This window comes from Microbacterium lushaniae (assembly GCF_008727775.1).
Lineage (GTDB): Bacteria > Actinomycetota > Actinomycetes > Actinomycetales > Microbacteriaceae > Microbacterium > Microbacterium lushaniae.
In genome coordinates, this window is sequence record NZ_CP044232.1 from 1,035,496 (window position 1) to 1,050,458 (window position 14,963).

13 protein-coding genes and 1 pseudogene are annotated in these 14,963 nt (G+C 69.9%); 8 read left to right on the forward strand and 6 right to left on the reverse strand.

The window, feature by feature from the left end; all coding sequences use genetic code 11:
• Positions 1-32: 32 nt before the first annotated feature.
• Both F6J85_RS04730 and F6J85_RS04735 read left to right on the forward strand, forming a co-directional pair.
• Complete coding sequence (locus F6J85_RS04730) at positions 33-761, forward strand: glycosyltransferase family 2 protein (RefSeq protein WP_150924050.1); 729 nt, start codon at positions 33-35, stop codon at positions 759-761.
• Positions 758-1,168, forward strand: a complete 411-nt coding sequence (locus tag F6J85_RS04735; protein ID WP_150924051.1) for a DUF2304 domain-containing protein — start codon at positions 758-760, stop codon at positions 1,166-1,168. Before F6J85_RS04730 ends, F6J85_RS04735 begins: the two co-directional genes overlap by 4 nt.
• On the opposite strand, the gene F6J85_RS04740 is transcribed toward F6J85_RS04735, so the two are convergent.
• Together F6J85_RS04740 and F6J85_RS04745 are read right to left on the reverse strand one after the other, a co-directional pair.
• Positions 1,153-2,052 (reverse strand): glycosyltransferase family 2 protein, encoded by a 900-nt coding sequence (locus tag F6J85_RS04740; protein ID WP_150924052.1) that lies wholly within the window; start codon positions 2,050-2,052, stop codon positions 1,153-1,155. The genes F6J85_RS04735 and F6J85_RS04740 overlap by 16 nt on opposite strands.
• Positions 2,036-2,905 carry a glycosyltransferase family 2 protein gene (locus tag F6J85_RS04745; RefSeq protein ID WP_150924053.1) on the reverse strand — a complete coding sequence of 290 codons (870 nt, stop codon included), beginning with the start codon at positions 2,903-2,905 and terminating at the stop codon, positions 2,036-2,038. Before F6J85_RS04745 ends, F6J85_RS04740 begins: the two co-directional genes overlap by 17 nt.
• Positions 2,906-2,949: 44 nt before the next feature.
• Between F6J85_RS04745 and F6J85_RS04750 the strand changes: the two genes are divergently transcribed.
• The 6 genes and pseudogenes from F6J85_RS04750 to F6J85_RS04775 all read left to right on the forward strand — a co-directional run bounded on the left by F6J85_RS04750 (position 2,950) and on the right by F6J85_RS04775 (position 9,194).
• Positions 2,950-4,191 (forward strand): glycosyltransferase, encoded by a 1,242-nt coding sequence (locus F6J85_RS04750; protein WP_238707157.1) that lies wholly within the window; start codon positions 2,950-2,952, stop codon positions 4,189-4,191.
• A gap of 67 nt (positions 4,192-4,258) precedes the next feature.
• Positions 4,259-5,179, forward strand: coding sequence for a glycosyltransferase (locus F6J85_RS04755; protein WP_150924055.1), 921 nt, complete (start codon positions 4,259-4,261; stop codon positions 5,177-5,179).
• Positions 5,176-6,438 (forward strand): lipopolysaccharide biosynthesis protein, encoded by a 1,263-nt coding sequence (locus tag F6J85_RS04760; RefSeq protein ID WP_150924056.1) that lies wholly within the window; start codon positions 5,176-5,178, stop codon positions 6,436-6,438. The genes F6J85_RS04755 and F6J85_RS04760 overlap by 4 nt, the downstream gene beginning before the upstream one ends.
• 39 nt (positions 6,439-6,477) lie before the next feature.
• On the forward strand, positions 6,478-7,614 hold the full coding sequence (gene glf, locus F6J85_RS04765) for a UDP-galactopyranose mutase (protein ID WP_150924057.1): 1,137 nt from the start codon (positions 6,478-6,480) through the stop codon (positions 7,612-7,614).
• Positions 7,615-7,660: 46 nt separating this feature from the next.
• Positions 7,661-8,448, forward strand: a pseudogene (locus tag F6J85_RS04770) (ABC transporter permease).
• On the forward strand, positions 8,448-9,194 hold the full coding sequence (locus F6J85_RS04775) for an ABC transporter ATP-binding protein (RefSeq protein WP_150924058.1): 747 nt from the start codon (positions 8,448-8,450) through the stop codon (positions 9,192-9,194). Before F6J85_RS04770 ends, F6J85_RS04775 begins: the two are co-directional and overlap by 1 nt.
• On the opposite strand, the gene F6J85_RS04780 is transcribed toward F6J85_RS04775, so the two are convergent.
• The 4 genes from F6J85_RS04780 to F6J85_RS04795 form a co-directional block, all read right to left on the reverse strand.
• Positions 9,179-10,156, reverse strand: a complete 978-nt coding sequence (locus F6J85_RS04780; protein WP_150924059.1) for a glycosyltransferase family 2 protein — start codon at positions 10,154-10,156, stop codon at positions 9,179-9,181. The genes F6J85_RS04775 and F6J85_RS04780 overlap by 16 nt on opposite strands.
• Positions 10,153-12,054, reverse strand: a complete 1,902-nt coding sequence (locus F6J85_RS04785) for a glycosyltransferase (protein ID WP_238707061.1) — start codon at positions 12,052-12,054, stop codon at positions 10,153-10,155. Before F6J85_RS04785 ends, F6J85_RS04780 begins: the two co-directional genes overlap by 4 nt.
• 149 nt (positions 12,055-12,203) lie before the next feature.
• Positions 12,204-13,550 (reverse strand): O-antigen ligase family protein, encoded by a 1,347-nt coding sequence (locus tag F6J85_RS04790; RefSeq protein WP_150924061.1) that lies wholly within the window; start codon positions 13,548-13,550, stop codon positions 12,204-12,206.
• On the reverse strand, positions 13,547-14,950 hold the full coding sequence (locus F6J85_RS04795) for an O-antigen ligase family protein (protein WP_150924062.1): 1,404 nt from the start codon (positions 14,948-14,950) through the stop codon (positions 13,547-13,549). The genes F6J85_RS04790 and F6J85_RS04795 overlap by 4 nt, the downstream gene beginning before the upstream one ends.
• Between the last annotated feature and the right edge of the window lie 13 nt (positions 14,951-14,963).

The window sequence follows — 14,963 nt, forward strand, 5'->3', positions numbered from 1 at the left end:
CGCGCCCGGACGCCACGGATATCATGGGGAGGATGTCTGAAAGCGCGGAGCGTGTCCTCGTCATCGTTCCCGCGTGGAACGAGGAGAACAACGTCGGCGCCACCGTGCGGAGCATCCGGGCGGCCGGACCCTATGACATCGCCGTCGTCGACGACGGTTCCACCGACTCGACGGCGGAGGCTGCCCGCGCGGCCGGTGCCGTGGTGCTGACTCTCCCCTTCAACCTGGGCGTCGGGGGCGCGATGCGGACCGGTTTCACGTACGCCAGACGTCACGGGTACGGCAGGGCGATCCAGGTCGACGCCGACGGTCAGCACAACCCGGCAGACATCGCCCGTGTGCTCGACGGGCTCGACCGCGCAGACATCTCCATCGGTGCGCGGTTCGCCGATGTCGGCGACTACCCGGTGAAGGGGCCGCGGCGCTGGGCCATGGTCGTCCTGGCGAAGGTGGTCTCCAACGTCGCGAACACGCGCCTGACAGACGTGACGAGCGGATTCCGCGCGGCCAACGGCGCAGCCATCGAACAGTACGTGCGGTACTACCCGGCCGAATACCTGGGCGACACGATCGACTCGCTCGTCGCGGCCGTCCACAGCGGACTGCGGGTGACCCAGGTGCCTGTCGCCATGCGCCCCCGTGCCGCCGGACGGCCGAGCCAGAATGCGTGGGGGTCGACGGTCTACCTTCTCCGCTCGGTCTTCGCCCTGGCGCTGGCGGTCCTGCGGCCACGACGTCGACGGACGGAGCCCCCGGCATGACCGTCATCGGTGCAGTCGCACTCGCGCTCATCATCCTGACCATCGTGATGGTCCTGCTGCTGCGACGCTCCATCCGCGAGAAGTACGCGGTCATGTGGCTCGTGATCGGACTCGCCGTCCTCGTCCTCGGCATCTTCCCGGGCCTGCTCACGTGGGCCACAGCCCTGCTCGGGGTCCAACTGCCCGCCAACCTCCTGTTCTCGCTCGCCATCGTCCTGCTGCTGGGGGTCTCCCTCCATCTGTCGTGGGAACTCTCGCGCGCGGAGGACGAGATCCGCCGTGTGGCCGAGGAGTCGGCGATCCTGCGCGCGGAGGTGGACACTCTCTCCGCGAAGGTCGAGCGGCTCACCGCAGAGCGGGACACCGCGGGCGACGACGGTGACCAGGACGGTCAGCGGAAGACGTAGCGGATCAGGCGTCCCGCGTCCCGCATCCGCCCGCGCACGAGCGCCGCAGTCACCTCCGCACCGGCGTTCAGCCGGGAGACGAGGCGCTGGCGGGCGATCCGCGACGCGCGGTGCCAGCCGCGCGCGTGCAGCAGTTCGGAATAGTGCTGGAAGAAGCGCCGCTCCTGCTCGAAGCGCAGTCCGCTGGTGGCCGTCGCCTGTGAGAACGACCGAGCGTGCCGTCGATATTGGAAGCACACCTCGTCGGTGACGCGCAGAACGCCGCCTGCCATCGCGACGTCCAGAAGGAGCGCGAGGTCCAGCGCCACGTCGTAGCTGGCATCGAACCCCTGAGCCGAGACGCTGGCGCGCCGCCACAGGAGCGACGGGAAGTACGCCCAGTCCGCCCGCGCGAGGCTCGCAGCGAACGCCTCTCCGACCAGGACGCGGTCGCCGGAGCGGGTGCTCGGGCGCAGGAGCGACTTGACCCGGTCGGGCAGCGGGCGGGCCGGGATCCCGTCGTCGTCGATCACCTCGACTCCCGGTTGGATGACGTCGGCGGCGGGAGCGCGCAACGTCGCGCGGCGGACGGTCTCGAGGTAGTTGGGCATCATGACGTCGTCGGCGCCCATCATGACGAACCAGTCGGCCGTCGACAGTTCCAGGCAGCGAGCGAAGTTGCGCGCGACGCCCAGATTCACCTCGTTGCGCACGGCGACGATGCGCGGGTCGCCGAGGGAGGCGATCCACTCGTGGCCCTCCATGGATGGCGACCCGTCGTCCACGCACACCAGGCGCCACGCCCCGTCGGTCTGCGCGCGGACGCTCTCCACCGCAAGGCGCAGGTAGTCGAGGTCGCCGAAGTAGGGGAGGAGGATGTCGATGACGTCATCCGTCACGGTCATCACCCCTTCCGGCGGGCTTGCCCGACATCCCCTGCAGTCCGTCGCGCCACCCGCGCCACCCGTCCGACACTCCGGCCGGCCGGCCCCGGACGAGGGCGGAGGCGGCCACTTCCGCCAGGCGTCGCGCCGCGGCGGCGCTTCGGCGGATGCGGGGGATCCCGGCGCGGCGGGCGAAGAGGGCCATATTGCGCATGCCGAGGTACACGGGATGCTCGCCGGGCTCCTGCGCTCCGTGGGCATCGCGGTCGACCACGGTGCGCCACCCCGCACGGGCGAGGCGCCACGACGTGTCGACGTCTTCGAAATACAGGAAGTACTCCTCGTCCACCCCGCCGATGGCGTCGAGCGCGTCCACGCGGAACATCACGATCGCCCCATCGAGCCAATCGACGTCGGAAAGTCGGGTCGAGGGCTCTCGCGTCACGTGGGTGGCACGGCCACCCCGCGTGAGCCGTCCGCCGGCTGAGAAGATCGCGCCGGGGTCGGACGCGCGCCTGAGCACCGGCCCGGCCGCCCCGATGTCGGGGGCGGAGCCGAGCGCCTCCGACAGCCGTCGTGCGAGCTCCGCGTCGAACTCGGCGTCGTGGGTGAGGACGAGCAGGGCGGGCGCGGCGTCGCCCACCGCGCGCCTGGCCTCGTTGACCGCTGCGCCGTATCCGGGATTGTCGGCCCGTGTCACCACCTGCACGGGAGCGGCGAGACCGGGAGGCGCTTCCACGTCACCGAGGTCGCCGCCGTTGTCCACGATGACGACGGCCACCGGCGGGTGCGACTGCGCCGCCAGTCGTGCGAGGACACCCTTCACCAGGTCACGGCGGCGATAGGCGATGATCAGGGCGGCGTAGGCAGTCATGGCGGGGCGCCCCGAAGTGGCGGGCGTAGGCTGTTGCGGTGGCGATGAATGAGCGGAAGTCGGTCCGCGACGGTCACGATCCGTTGATCGTCAGCCTCACGAAGTATATCCCGTACGACGGAATCCCCCATGCGGGAGGCCAGTATGCCAAGGACCACTTCGACGCCCTCGCAGGCATCGCCCGCGTCGTCGCGGTGGCGCCCTCCACACCGGCCAACCGCGCCGCCGTGACGCGGCAGGGAGCGCCGGGCGAGGTGATCCTCATCGAGGGGACAGGGCCGTTCCGCGCGGGCAGGGCGAAGCTGCTCACCGACCTCGCCTCGGCGTGGCGGGGAAGCGACGCGCAGGGGTTCTTCGGCCGCGCGGTGACGACGCCGGAGTGGCCGTGGGACCTTCTCGCCGAGGCGGACGTGGTCGAGTTCCAATGGTCGGAGATGGCCTCCCTCGCCCCGCTGGTCCGCTCCCGGCTTCCGGAGAAGCCGCTCGTCGTCGTGGCGCACGATGTCATCACCCAGCGGTGGCGACGCGCCGCCGGCGCGTCGAAGAACCCCGTGCTGCGCACGGCCTACTCGGTGGCGGCGCGGCGCAGCGCCGCCCGTGAGCGGAGGGATTTCGCGGCCGCCGACCGCGTCGTGGTCTTCAGTGAGAAGGATGCGGCTCTGGTGCGCGACCTCGCGCCCGCCGCCCAGCCCGTCGTGGTCGCACCCGGCTTCCGCCTGGGCTCGACGTCCACCGCACAGCAAGCGGAGGAACCCGTCGTGCTCTTCACGGGGGCGCTGGGCCGGCCCGACAACGACCGGGCGGTGCGCTGGTTCCTGCAGAACGTGTGGCCGCGCGTGACGGAGCGGGTCCCCGACGCACTGTTCGTCGCGGCCGGCTCCGGGCCGCGCCGCGGTCTGCGGCGCCTGGTCGCGCGATCCCGCCGGGCCGAGCTCACCGGCTTCGTCCCCTCCCTGGACCCCTACTACGCGTCGGCGCGGGTGTTCGTCGCACCGGTGCTCACGGGAGCGGGCGTGAAGTTCAAGACCGTCGACGCTCTCGTGCGGGGGCTGCCGACCGTGGCCACCCCCGTGGGTGCCGAGGGTATCGAGCGGGAGGATGTCTTCGCCGGGGTCACCGACGACCCCGTGCGGTTCGCTGATCTCGTCGTGGCGGCTCTGCGGGGCGCGCATGCGGAGCGTGCCGCGGCGGCAGGGGAGTGGGCGGCGGAGGTGTACGGGATGGATGCGTTCACCCGGCGTGTGCGCGCGGTGTACGGTCAGCTGATGCCCGACCCGCTCGCCTAGGATCGACTGTCGACGACATCGCGTCGTCCCCGGCGTCCGCGCCGCGGCCCGACGATTGCCCCAGCCCATGAATCCACCTGGACACGAGCGCGTGGTCGCCACGATCCCCGTCTTCCGCGCCCCCGGCGACCTCCCCGCCCGAGTCGACGCGCTGCGGCAGCAGGTGGCGGCGGTGGTACTCGTCGACGACGGCAGCGGTTCTCTTCCGTCTCCGGCGTTCGAGCTGCCGGGGGTCGAGCAGGTGGCGCTGGAGGAGAACTCCGGCATCGCACACGCCCTCAACGTCGCGGTCGAGCGGGCACGCGACCTGGGCGCCACCCACGTCCTCACGCTCGACCAGGATTCCACCGTGCCTGCGGGGTATGTCGCTCGTATGCTCGCCGCCCTGCGCGCCCGCGCCGCCAGCGGGCGGCCCGTCGCCGGTGCCGTGCCCTCCTCGGCCGGCGGGGCCGCGGTGCTGCGTGATATGGACGACGTGCCGTTCGATCCGATCCAGTCCGGGCAGATCATCCCGGTGCCGGTCCTGGACGCCGTGGGCCCCTTCGCCGAGGAGCTGTTCATCGACGCGGTGGACTCGGACTTCTGGCTGCGGGCGGATGCACTCGGCTATTCGTTCGCCGTCGTCGATGAAGCGGAGATCGCGCACGGCCTGGGCGAGCTGCAGCCGATCCGGATCTTCGGACGGCAGCTGGTGCTCGCCGGCAAACCCCGTCATGTGCTGTACCACTCGCCGTTCCGCACGTACTACATGGTGCGCAACAGCACCGTCTTGAACCGTCGCTACGCGCACCACCGACCGCAATGGATGCGGCGCCGCAGTCGCAAGATGTTCGAGATGGTGGCCGGCTGCATCATCCTCGCCGGCGACCGCCGGTCGCAGCTGCGGGCGGTGCGCGCGGGGCGCCGCGACGCACGCAGGGGAGTGCTCGGCAAGATCGACCCCGCCACCCTCGAGTGGATCATGGCACCCTCGAGGCCGCGTCGATGACCCGGCTGGGCGCCCTCCTCCGCCACGACCTGCTGCGCCGCAGCATCCTGTTCGCCGCCCCGATCCTGGCCTCCACCGTGGTGGGCGTGTTCTCCATTCCGGTCCTCGTCGCCGCCGTCGGTGCGCAGCAGTGGGCTGTGCTGGTCGTCCTGCAGTCGATCGGACAGTTCTTCGCGATCCTCGTGGCCTTCGGGTGGGGGGCGACGGGCCCCAGCATGGTGGCCGCGCGCCCTCGCCACGAGCGGCGCCAGTTCTACCTGGATTCGCTCGTCGCACGCGGTGTCGTGTTCGTGCTCGCGATCCCGCTCGCGGCGGGTCTGGGCATGCTGGTGACCGGGCAGGGGCTCGTCAACGCTCTCCTCAGTGCGGTGGCCTACGCCGCACCGGGCATCGGGGCTGCGTGGTACTTCATCGGCGGCAACCGTCCCGCCGCGCTGTTCTTCCTCGACGCCCTGCCGTTGATCGTCGGGCAGGTGGCCGGTCTGGTGGCCGTCCTGATGTGGCCGGACCTGACCGCCTACCTCGCCGGGGTGGCGGCCTTCGCCGTGGTCGGGTCGATCCTGTCGGCGACATTCGTCCTCACGCGCGCCGACGACGGTCCCGTCTCGTGGCGTGCCCGCCGCCCGCTCATCTCCCTCTACTCCTCGCAGCTGGGCGGCACGGCGACGATGGTGTCGGGGAGCATCTACTCGACGCTGCCCCCCACCCTGGTGCAGATCGTGGCGCCGGCGATGCTGCCGGTCTACGCCATCGCCGACCGGCTCTACAAATACGCCGTCCTGGCCCTGGGGCCCGTGCTGCAGGCCGTGCAGAGCTGGGTGCCGGAGACGGCGGGCGAGCAGACCCGCCGCCGGGCGCGTCGGACGCTCGAACTCGGCGCCGCCATCGGTCTGGTCGGCGGCCTGTGCATCGCCGTCCTGTCTCCTCCCGTCTCCTCCTTCCTGACCGTTGGCGAGGTGCGCATCCCCATAGTGGCCGCGATCCTGCTCGGGCTCGCCTTCGCCGCGGAGGCCGTGGCGCAGGTGGCCGGATTGGCCGGACTCGTCGCCTTGGGGGGAGTGCGCCACCTCGCGTGGTCCTCGATCGCCGCCGCCCTCGTCGGACTCCCCCTCTTCGCCGTGCTCACGTGGTGGCTCGGGGTCGTCGGCGCAGCCGCGGCCCTGCTCATGGTCGCCCTCGGCACCGCCGCATACCGGGCGTGGCACGTCATCCGCCTGGCGCGGCTGGCCGATCAGAGTGACCACCGACCGGCCGAATAGACTGGCACGGTCCCCGGCCTCTCCAGAAAGCGACCCTGCATGGATCTCCTCATCGTCGGATCGGGCTTCTTCGGCCTCACGATCGCCGAGCGGGCCGCAGCCGCCGGTCGCCACGTCACGGTGATCGACCGTCGCCACCACATCGGCGGCAACGCGTACAGCGAGGACGAGCCCGAGACGGGGATCGAGGTGCACCGGTACGGAGCGCACCTCTTCCACACCTCGAACCCGACGGTGTGGGAGTACGTCAACCGATTCACCGCCTTCACGTCGTACGTGCACCGGGTGTACACGAACCATGCCGGGGTCGTGTATCCGCTGCCGATCAATCTGGGGACGATCAACCAGTTCTTCACCGCCGCCTACTCGCCGGACGAGGCCCGCGCGTTGATCCACGAGCAGGCGGGGGAGTTCGATCCGAAGAAGGCCACGAACCTCGAGGAGCGGGCCATCGGCCTGATCGGGCGGCCGCTGTACGAGGCGTTCATCCGGGACTACACCGCCAAGCAGTGGCAGACCGACCCCACGGAACTGCCGGCCGAGGTGATCTCGCGCCTGCCCGTCCGCTACACCTACGACAACCGCTACTTCAACGACACGTGGGAGGGGCTGCCCGTCGACGGCTACACGGCGTGGCTCGAGCGGATGGCCGACCACCCGCGCATCGACGTCAAGCTCAACGTGGACTTCTTCGACGAGACGCAGCCGCTGCACAAGGCGGCGACCGTCGGACAGGTGCCGGTCGTGTACACCGGCCCCGTGGACCGCTACTTCGACTACGCCGAAGGCGCGCTGTCGTGGCGGACCCTCGACTTCGAGGAGGAGGTCCTGCACGTGGGTGACTTCCAAGGCACGAGCGTCATGAACTACGCCGACGCCGGAATCCCGTACACCCGCATCCACGAGTTCAAGCACTTCCACCCCGAGCGGGCCGACCGCTACCCGTCCGACAAGACGGTCATCATGCGCGAGTACTCTCGTTTCGCGACCCGGGACGACGAGCCGTACTACCCGGTGAACACACCTGAGGACCGCGCCGGGCTGCTGGCCTATCGGGAGCTCAGCAAGGGAGAGAAGGACGTGTACTTCGGCGGACGGCTCGGAACCTACCAGTACCTGGACATGCACATGGCCATCGGATCGGCGCTGTCGATGTGGAACAACCACCTCGCCTGAGTGAGCCTGACGCAGCCGGTCCCCGCCGCGCCCTAGGATCGATGCCGTGACCACCGCCGTCGGCGCACCCGGATCCGCCCGGCGCTACCTCCACTCGCTGTGGCTGCTGTCGGCGCGCGATCTGCGCGTCCGCTACACCACGAGTGCCCTCGGCTACCTGTGGTCGGTGCTGGACCCGCTCGTGATGAGCCTGATTTACTGGTTCGTCTTCACGCAGATCTTCCAGCGCACCGTCGGGGAGCAGCCCTACATCCTGTTCCTGATCACCGCTCTCCTTCCCTGGATGTGGTTCAACGCCGCGGTCACCGACTTCACGCGCGCCTTCAACAAGGACGCCCGCCTCGTGCGATCCACCGCCATCCCGCGGACCATCTGGGTCAACCGGATTGTGCTGAGCAAGGGCGTCGAGTTTCTCTTCTCCCTCCCCGTGCTCGTGCTGTTCGCCGTTCTCGGGGGGCGACGGTGGGATGGGGACTGCTGTGGTTCCCGCTCGGAGTGCTGCTGATGGCGATGCTCCTGGTCGGGCTCGGTCTCATCGTGGCGCCGCTGTGCGTGCTCTTCGCCGACCTCGAACGCACCACACGCTTGGTGCTGCGCGCGCTGTTCTACGCCTCACCCATCATCTACGGCGTCGCGGACCTGCCCAGCGGCTTCTCCTGGCTGGCGGTGTGCAACCCCCTCGCGGGGATCTTCACCCTGTTCCGGGTGGGATTCTTCCCCGATCAGTGGGACGCCGCCGCCGTCATCAGCTCTGCAGTGATCTCCGTCGTCCTGCTCGGAGCCGGTCTCCTGATGTTCCGGCGCCTGGAACGGCCCCTCCTGAAGGAACTGTGATGAGCACCAACGAGCCGGCGATCCAGGCACGCGACCTCGGCGTGCGTTTCCGACGGAACAAGCGCGGCAAGCGCACGATCAAGGACCTGTTCGCCGGCTCCGCGCGCCGCACGCGGCCGGGGGAGTTCTGGGCCCTGCGGAACGTGACCTTCGACGTCCGACAGGGTGAATCCATCGGGGTCGTCGGACGCAACGGTCAGGGGAAGTCCACGCTGCTCAAGCTCGTCGCCGGCGTCCTCATCCCCGACGAGGGCGGCGTGACCGTCCACGGCGGCGTCGCCCCGCTCATCGAGATCACGGGCGGGTTCGTCGGCGACCTGTCGGTGCGGGAGAACGTGCGCCTGGCCGCGGGGCTGCGCGGGATGTCCCGCGCCGAGGTGAACCGCCGCTTCGACGGGATCATCGACTTCGCCGAGATCCGCGACTTCGTCGACACCCCGTACAAGCACCTGTCCAACGGCATGAAGGTGCGGCTGGCCTTCTCGGTCGTGTCGCAGCTGGACGAGCCGATCCTGCTGGTCGACGAAGTCCTCGCCGTGGGTGACCGGGCCTTCCGTGAGAAGTGCTACCGGCGCATCGACGAGCTGCTCACGGAGGGGCGGACGCTCTTCTTCGTCAGTCACAACGAGAAGGACCTGCGTCGCTTCTGCACGCGAGGGCTCTACCTCGACAAGGGCGGGCTCGCGATGGATGCACCGATCGTCGAGGTGCTCGATCGCTACAACGCCGACTACGCCACCGGCTGAGACGCGCTCAGCGGCGGCATCGGCTTCCAGGCGCGATCACGCGCGATGCGTCCGCCGTCGCGCAGGCCGCGGAAGAGATGGCTCGTCCCGCGCACGGTGCGCTCGACGGCGAGAAGCCGAATGAGTTCCTTCACGAACGTGAGGGCGGTGCCGGCTGCGAAAGGGATGCGCCGGTAGACGCCCAGCGCGCGGTAGTACTGCTTGATGTGCGCGCGATTGCGCATGATGTAGTAGCGGTACGCATCGCTGGATGCGTTCATGTGGCGGATGCCCATGTCCCACTGCTTGATCTCGCGCGTGCGGCGCAGCACGAACTCGTTCACGATGACAGACGTCGTGTGACGGGAGGCGAGCCACCCGTAGAGCTGGTCGTCCCAGTAGATGAAGAACCGCGGGTCGGGCAGGCCGATCTTGGCCACGATGTCACGGTGGATGAACATGCCCTCGAAGCAGCCGGAGTTCATCTCCTTGTAGCCGGACTCGTCGAACCCTGCGGGCGCGAACGGGATCGGGATGCCCATCTTCTCCGCGACCCGGTACTGCCAGTAGAACTCGCTGCCGTCGTAGTCGTAGCGGCGCCCCTGGATGCTGCGGAACCGCGGCGCCCACTTCCCCATGCGGGCCAAGCCGTCGGGGAGGACCTCGACGTCGTCGTCCATGAGCCAGATCCACTCCGAGCCCAGCTCATACGCCACGCGCATGCCCTCGCTGAATCCGCCGGACCCGCCGGTGTTCGTTTCGAGTCTGCGGTAGACGAGCCGGGTGCCGACGCGCTCGCGGAAGGACTCGACCACGTCGGCCGTGTCGTCCACGGAGGCGTTGTCGACGATGACGATGTGGCCCGGTTTCGGGTCCATCCGCTCGATGCTCTCCAGCAGGCGCGTCAGGAGCCCCGACCGGTTGTACGTCACGACGGCGATCGTCGCCGACGAGGGGGAGAAGGGGGCGGTCGCGAGGCTCACCGGTGATCCTGCAGGTAGGTGCGCCAGCTCTCCGGGGAGACGAGGCCGGGAAGCGCGCGGCGGTACTCGGAAGACAGCCGACGCCACTGCCGCTTGAGCTTCCAGTGGAGCACGACCGTGTCCACGAGCATACGACGGTACGCGGCACGGTCGCGGACGTAGACGTTCTTGCCGGACCCGTCCGCCGCGCTGACGAGTGCGCTGTCGTAGCGGGGCAGCCGCCACCAGCTGGCGTCGCCCTTTCCGAACTCCACCTCCGGCGTCTCCAGGTTCTCGGGACGGGGCACGTGGAACCAGTGCCGGACGAGGGTGCTGAGGGTGAACCACCGCAGGCGGATGCCGGTGGGGCTGTCGAACACGTTGCGCCGCAGGCGCCGGAAGACCTGCCGCCCGTGGCGGGCCTGGAGGACGCCGTCGGTGCCCTTGTGGACACGGGTCTCGGGAAAATCCGCCGCCAGCGCGCGGGCGGCGGGCATCGCGGTCGACAGTGTCGGCCACATGTGCTGCGGACCGGAGAGCACATCCCGCAACGCGCGCATGCGCAGCGCGACCGGGTAGTACTGCATCATCATCAGGTGCTTGAGGTCGATGCGGCGGCTGTGGCGCAGCAGGGTGCCGCCGTGCGGCGCATTCGAGTGCAGCAGCGCCGCGACCAGGCGGTTGCGCGCGTGGAAGTAGGCCTGCCAGTCGATCGCGTCGTCCTTGCCCAGCCAGGAGACGTGCCACAGCGCGGCGCCAGGGAGGGACACGGTGGGGAAGCCGGCGTCGCGGGCGCGCAGGCAGAACTCCGCGTCGTCCCACTTGATGAAGGCCGGCATCGCCAGACCCACGCGGCGGATGACCTCCGTGGGGATGAGGCACATCCACCAGCCGTTGTAGTCGGCGTCCATGCGCATGTGCAGCATCGGGGACTGGCGGAGGTTGGCCTCACCGAAGTGATGGGGCATGCGCTCCTGGAAGAGATTGCGCCACATGAAGGGCCGTTCGTCGACCACCTCGGCCCACGCGTGCAGTTTGGGCCGGTCGAGCAGATCGAACATGTGGCCGCCGACCAGGAGCGGGCGGGACGCGAAGCGCCCGAACATGATCGACCGGCGAAGCGACTCGGGCTCGACGACGACGTCATCGTCGAGAAGCTGGACGAAGGCGGTGTCGGGGCGCTCCAGCGACTCGCTCATCGCTCGGGAGAATCCGCCGGAGCCGCCGAGGTTCCCCTGCCTCAGGATCGCGAGGGTGTCGCCCAGCCGCGTCGCGACTTCGTCGTAGCCGGTTTCCTCCGACACCAGCTGATCCCCTTGATCGACCACGAAGATGCGGTCGATGAGCTCGAGGACGTCGGGGGCGTCGGCAAGACTCTGCAGCGTCTGGACGCAGTAGTCGGGCTTGTTGTACGTCGTCATGCCGATGGAGGCGAGGCCGCGCTCCCGCGGCTCCTCCTCCGTGGTCCACTCGGCGCCGCGGACCTCGACGTCGTCGCCGTCGGCCACGACGTCGAACCACATCCACCCGCCGTCGCTGAACCTCGTGACCTCGAGGTCGAAGGACAGCTCCCCGCCTTCACTGCCGTCGGCGGGGAGATGGGCCGACTCCATCCGCTGCTGCGTCCCGCCCCCGTTGGATCGGTACACCAGCACCGTCGCGCCGCCCGAGAGCCGCACGGTCAGTCGCACCCGCCGGACGGGCGTCCAGTGCTGCCAGTAGGAGGCGGGGAATGCGTTGAAGTAGGTTCCGAAGGAGACGCGCTCGCCGCCGGGGATGCGCAGGGTCGTGCGGTCGAGCACGTTGCCGACGTGGGCGCGATCGCTGACCCGGACGGGGTCCTCGTCGATGATCGACCAGGTCTCCGCGTCGATGTACAGCGGCAGGAGGTCGGGGTCCCGGTCGAGCGGGAGAATCACATTCTGCAAGACTGAGGGCACGTGAGAACTCCGGATGTCGGGCGTGGAAACGCGTGCCAGCCTACCTTGTCGTGACTGAGCGGATACCCGTGGGCCCGGCCCGCGATGAGGGCGCCCAGGCCTGGAGAGCCGTCGTCGCCGGAGAAGTCCTACCCGCGCAGCCCGCCCAGGCCCTGAGCGTCGCCGGGGAGCGGCAGGAGGCCGGGATCGGCCGGGTCGTCCATCGCCCCCACGCGCTCCCGCCACGACCTGCTCTGTCCCGCGCGCACGGCGCACAGCACGAGCATGAACCAGCCGAAGCCGCTGAGGGTGAAGCTCTCGAACAGCGAGTCCACGAGCAGCGCGACGAGGACGAGCGGCGTCCAGGCGTGGACGACCGAGCGGCGTTCGCTGGCGACCAGCCATGCGCGGATGAGGGCGATCAGCGCGAGCGCGAGGAACAGCAGGAGCCCGACCCACCCGGTCTGCAGGAGGACGTCGAGGTAGGCGTTGAGGGCGGAGGCGTGCGATTCACCCAGGCTCAGGTTGATCGCGATGAAGGGGTAGTCGGTCGCCGTCCACGGCCCGTACCACCCCCACCCCTCCACCGGGCGGAACCGCACGAAGGGCAGGAGGGTCCTCCACAGGTCGGTGCGCAGGGAGAAGTCGGTGCCGGCGCCGAGGACGCCGATGATGCGGTTGCGCAGCAGGTACCCGATGCCCACGGCGATGACGACGAGAGTGCCGATCGTCCACTGCAGGACGCTGCGCCGCTCGGGCGGGGCGCTGCGGACGACGGCCAGCGCGGCGGCGGCCACGCCGACGGCGACGGCGAGGACGAACACGGTGGGGGAGTCGGTGAGCACGGCGGTGACGCCGCCCAGGACGACGGAGAAGACCGCCACGCCCGTGCGCACCGAGAGGGTGCGGTACTCGATGAGGAAGGTGATGAGGGCGATGACGGTGGCGAAGCCGAGCAGGTTGCGGGTGCCGAAGATGCCCTGGATGGGACCGAGCTCGGCGATACGCCCCTGGATGCCCAGGAAGTCGAAGGGCATGTCCAGGAGGATGCCGGAGAGGATCTCCACCCCGACCGAGATCGACAGCAGCCAGCGCAGGACGTCGCCGAGCGCACGCACGGTCTGCAGGGTGTCGCGGACGAGGGCGACGACGACGGCCAGCAGCGCGGTGGCCGCCAGCGCCAGCCATCCCGACACGGTGCGGGCGTTGTCGGTGGTCCACGCGAGGGTCACGAGCGTCCAGACCAGGAACATCAGCACGGTCGTGGGCGCCAGGCGCACGAGGGAGTACTCCGCCCGGCGGGCGATGAGCATCCCCACCCCGAGCGCGCACAGGCCGGCCACGATGGTGAGGAACGTCACCTCGCCGGCGACGCGCTGGATCGCGAAGGCGGAGAAGACGGTCGCGAGGGTCGTGAAGGTGTAGGCGCGCGCGAAGGATGCCGAGGCCAGCAGTGCCGGAAGGCCCGGGAGGGGAAGCGGCACAGCCCGGCTCACGGCACCCGGCTCTGCAGGTCGCCGCGCTCGATCGACAGGCTCTGCTCCGCGGGCCCCACGCCCACCAGCGGCGCCTGGTCGATCTTGAACGACAGCATGATGAACAGCATCCAGCCCCACACCAGCAGCGGCCCCGATTCGGACACCCCCTGCACGAGCATGAGCGTGGCGAACAGCGTCGGGAGCAGGCTCAGCGGCGAATACGGGCGGTCGGCGCGCAGATCGAAGCGGGGGCGGTCGATCGCGAAGAACCACGCCCGCCAGATGAAGGCGAGGTAGGCCAGCGCCAGCAGCACGACACCGACGACGCCCAGCTGCAGGAACGCGTCCAGCCACATGCTGTGCGCCTGCAGCACGGTCTCGCCGTGGTCGATGATCCACCCGTCGAAGCGGGGGTCATCCGGCAGCCACGGGGTGGCGAAACCCCATCCGATGACCGGATGCTGCGTCGCGCGCTCGAGCACCTGCTGCCAGATCTGCTCGCGTCCGGTGAGGTCGGCCGAGCGGCCCAGGATGCGGAAGATCGCGTCGCGCGCGAACCACAGCGCCGCTCCGCCGCCCAACCCCACGACGGCGTAGAGGACGTACCAGCGCGTGCGCTCCCCGGGCCGGCGGGCGGTGCGCATGAGCAGCACGGTGCCCAGGACCACGGCGATGGCGACGACGGAGAGGTAGGCGGTGGCCGACCCCGCGCGAACCAGCAGGAACGCCGCCGCGGCCATCCAGGCCAGCAGCAGGGCGCGGCGCGGTGCCCGCGCGGCCAGGCGGATCGCGAAGACGACGAGAGCGAGCACCGAGACGCCCGCGAGCAGGTTGGAGTTGCCGAAGATGCCCTGGATGCGCGCATCCCAGTCGAACAGGTTGTCGCGCGACCAGTAGACGATCGGGTCCATCTTCTCGGTGGGGCGCACCCATCCGGGCAGGATCGGACCCTGGATGAAGAGCGACACCCACAGCTCGAACAGCAGGCTCAACGCGATGACCCACTTCAGTGCCGACGCGATCGTGCGGACGATCTCCGCCCACGTCAGGACGGCCGCGACGAACAGGCCCTGCAGGGTCGTGATCGCCAGCAGGAACCACGTGAGCGCCGTCGTGGCGGGCCACGCGCTCCAGATGAGGGACGCGCCCGCCCAGGCGATGTAGCCCAGCGCCAGCCACGGCATCCGCCGCCCCTGCACGGGCGGACGCACGACGAGCCACAGCACGATCGAGACGACCCCCGACACGAGCGTGATCGCGCCGGCGACGACATCGCCGAACGCGTGCACCCATGCCGTTCCGCCGAGGGCGAGCAGGACCACGAACACGCACCATCCGCGCAGCAGGAGGTGCGCGGTCTTCTCCCGCGCGGGCGGGGTGGGCGGCGCGGAGACAGGATGCTTCGTGTGAACCGCCATGGCATCTCAGGGT

Excerpts from the sequence above, each read along its gene's own strand:
- F6J85_RS04730 (WP_150924050.1), top strand. The coding sequence starts at position 33 with ATGTCTGAAAGCGCGGAGCGTGTCCTCGTCATCGTTCCCGCGTGGAAC.
- F6J85_RS04735 (WP_150924051.1), top strand. The coding sequence starts at position 758 with ATGACCGTCATCGGTGCAGTCGCACTCGCGCTCATCATCCTGACCATC.
- F6J85_RS04740 (WP_150924052.1), bottom strand. The coding sequence starts at position 2,052 with ATGACCGTGACGGATGACGTCATCGACATCCTCCTCCCCTACTTCGGC.
- F6J85_RS04745 (WP_150924053.1), bottom strand. The coding sequence starts at position 2,905 with ATGACTGCCTACGCCGCCCTGATCATCGCCTATCGCCGCCGTGACCTG.
- F6J85_RS04750 (WP_238707157.1), top strand. The coding sequence starts at position 2,950 with ATGAATGAGCGGAAGTCGGTCCGCGACGGTCACGATCCGTTGATCGTC.
- F6J85_RS04755 (WP_150924055.1), top strand. The coding sequence starts at position 4,259 with ATGAATCCACCTGGACACGAGCGCGTGGTCGCCACGATCCCCGTCTTC.
- F6J85_RS04760 (WP_150924056.1), top strand. The coding sequence starts at position 5,176 with ATGACCCGGCTGGGCGCCCTCCTCCGCCACGACCTGCTGCGCCGCAGC.
- glf (WP_150924057.1), top strand. The coding sequence starts at position 6,478 with ATGGATCTCCTCATCGTCGGATCGGGCTTCTTCGGCCTCACGATCGCC.
- F6J85_RS04775 (WP_150924058.1), top strand. The coding sequence starts at position 8,448 with ATGAGCACCAACGAGCCGGCGATCCAGGCACGCGACCTCGGCGTGCGT.
- F6J85_RS04795 (WP_150924062.1), bottom strand. The coding sequence starts at position 14,950 with ATGGCGGTTCACACGAAGCATCCTGTCTCCGCGCCGCCCACCCCGCCC.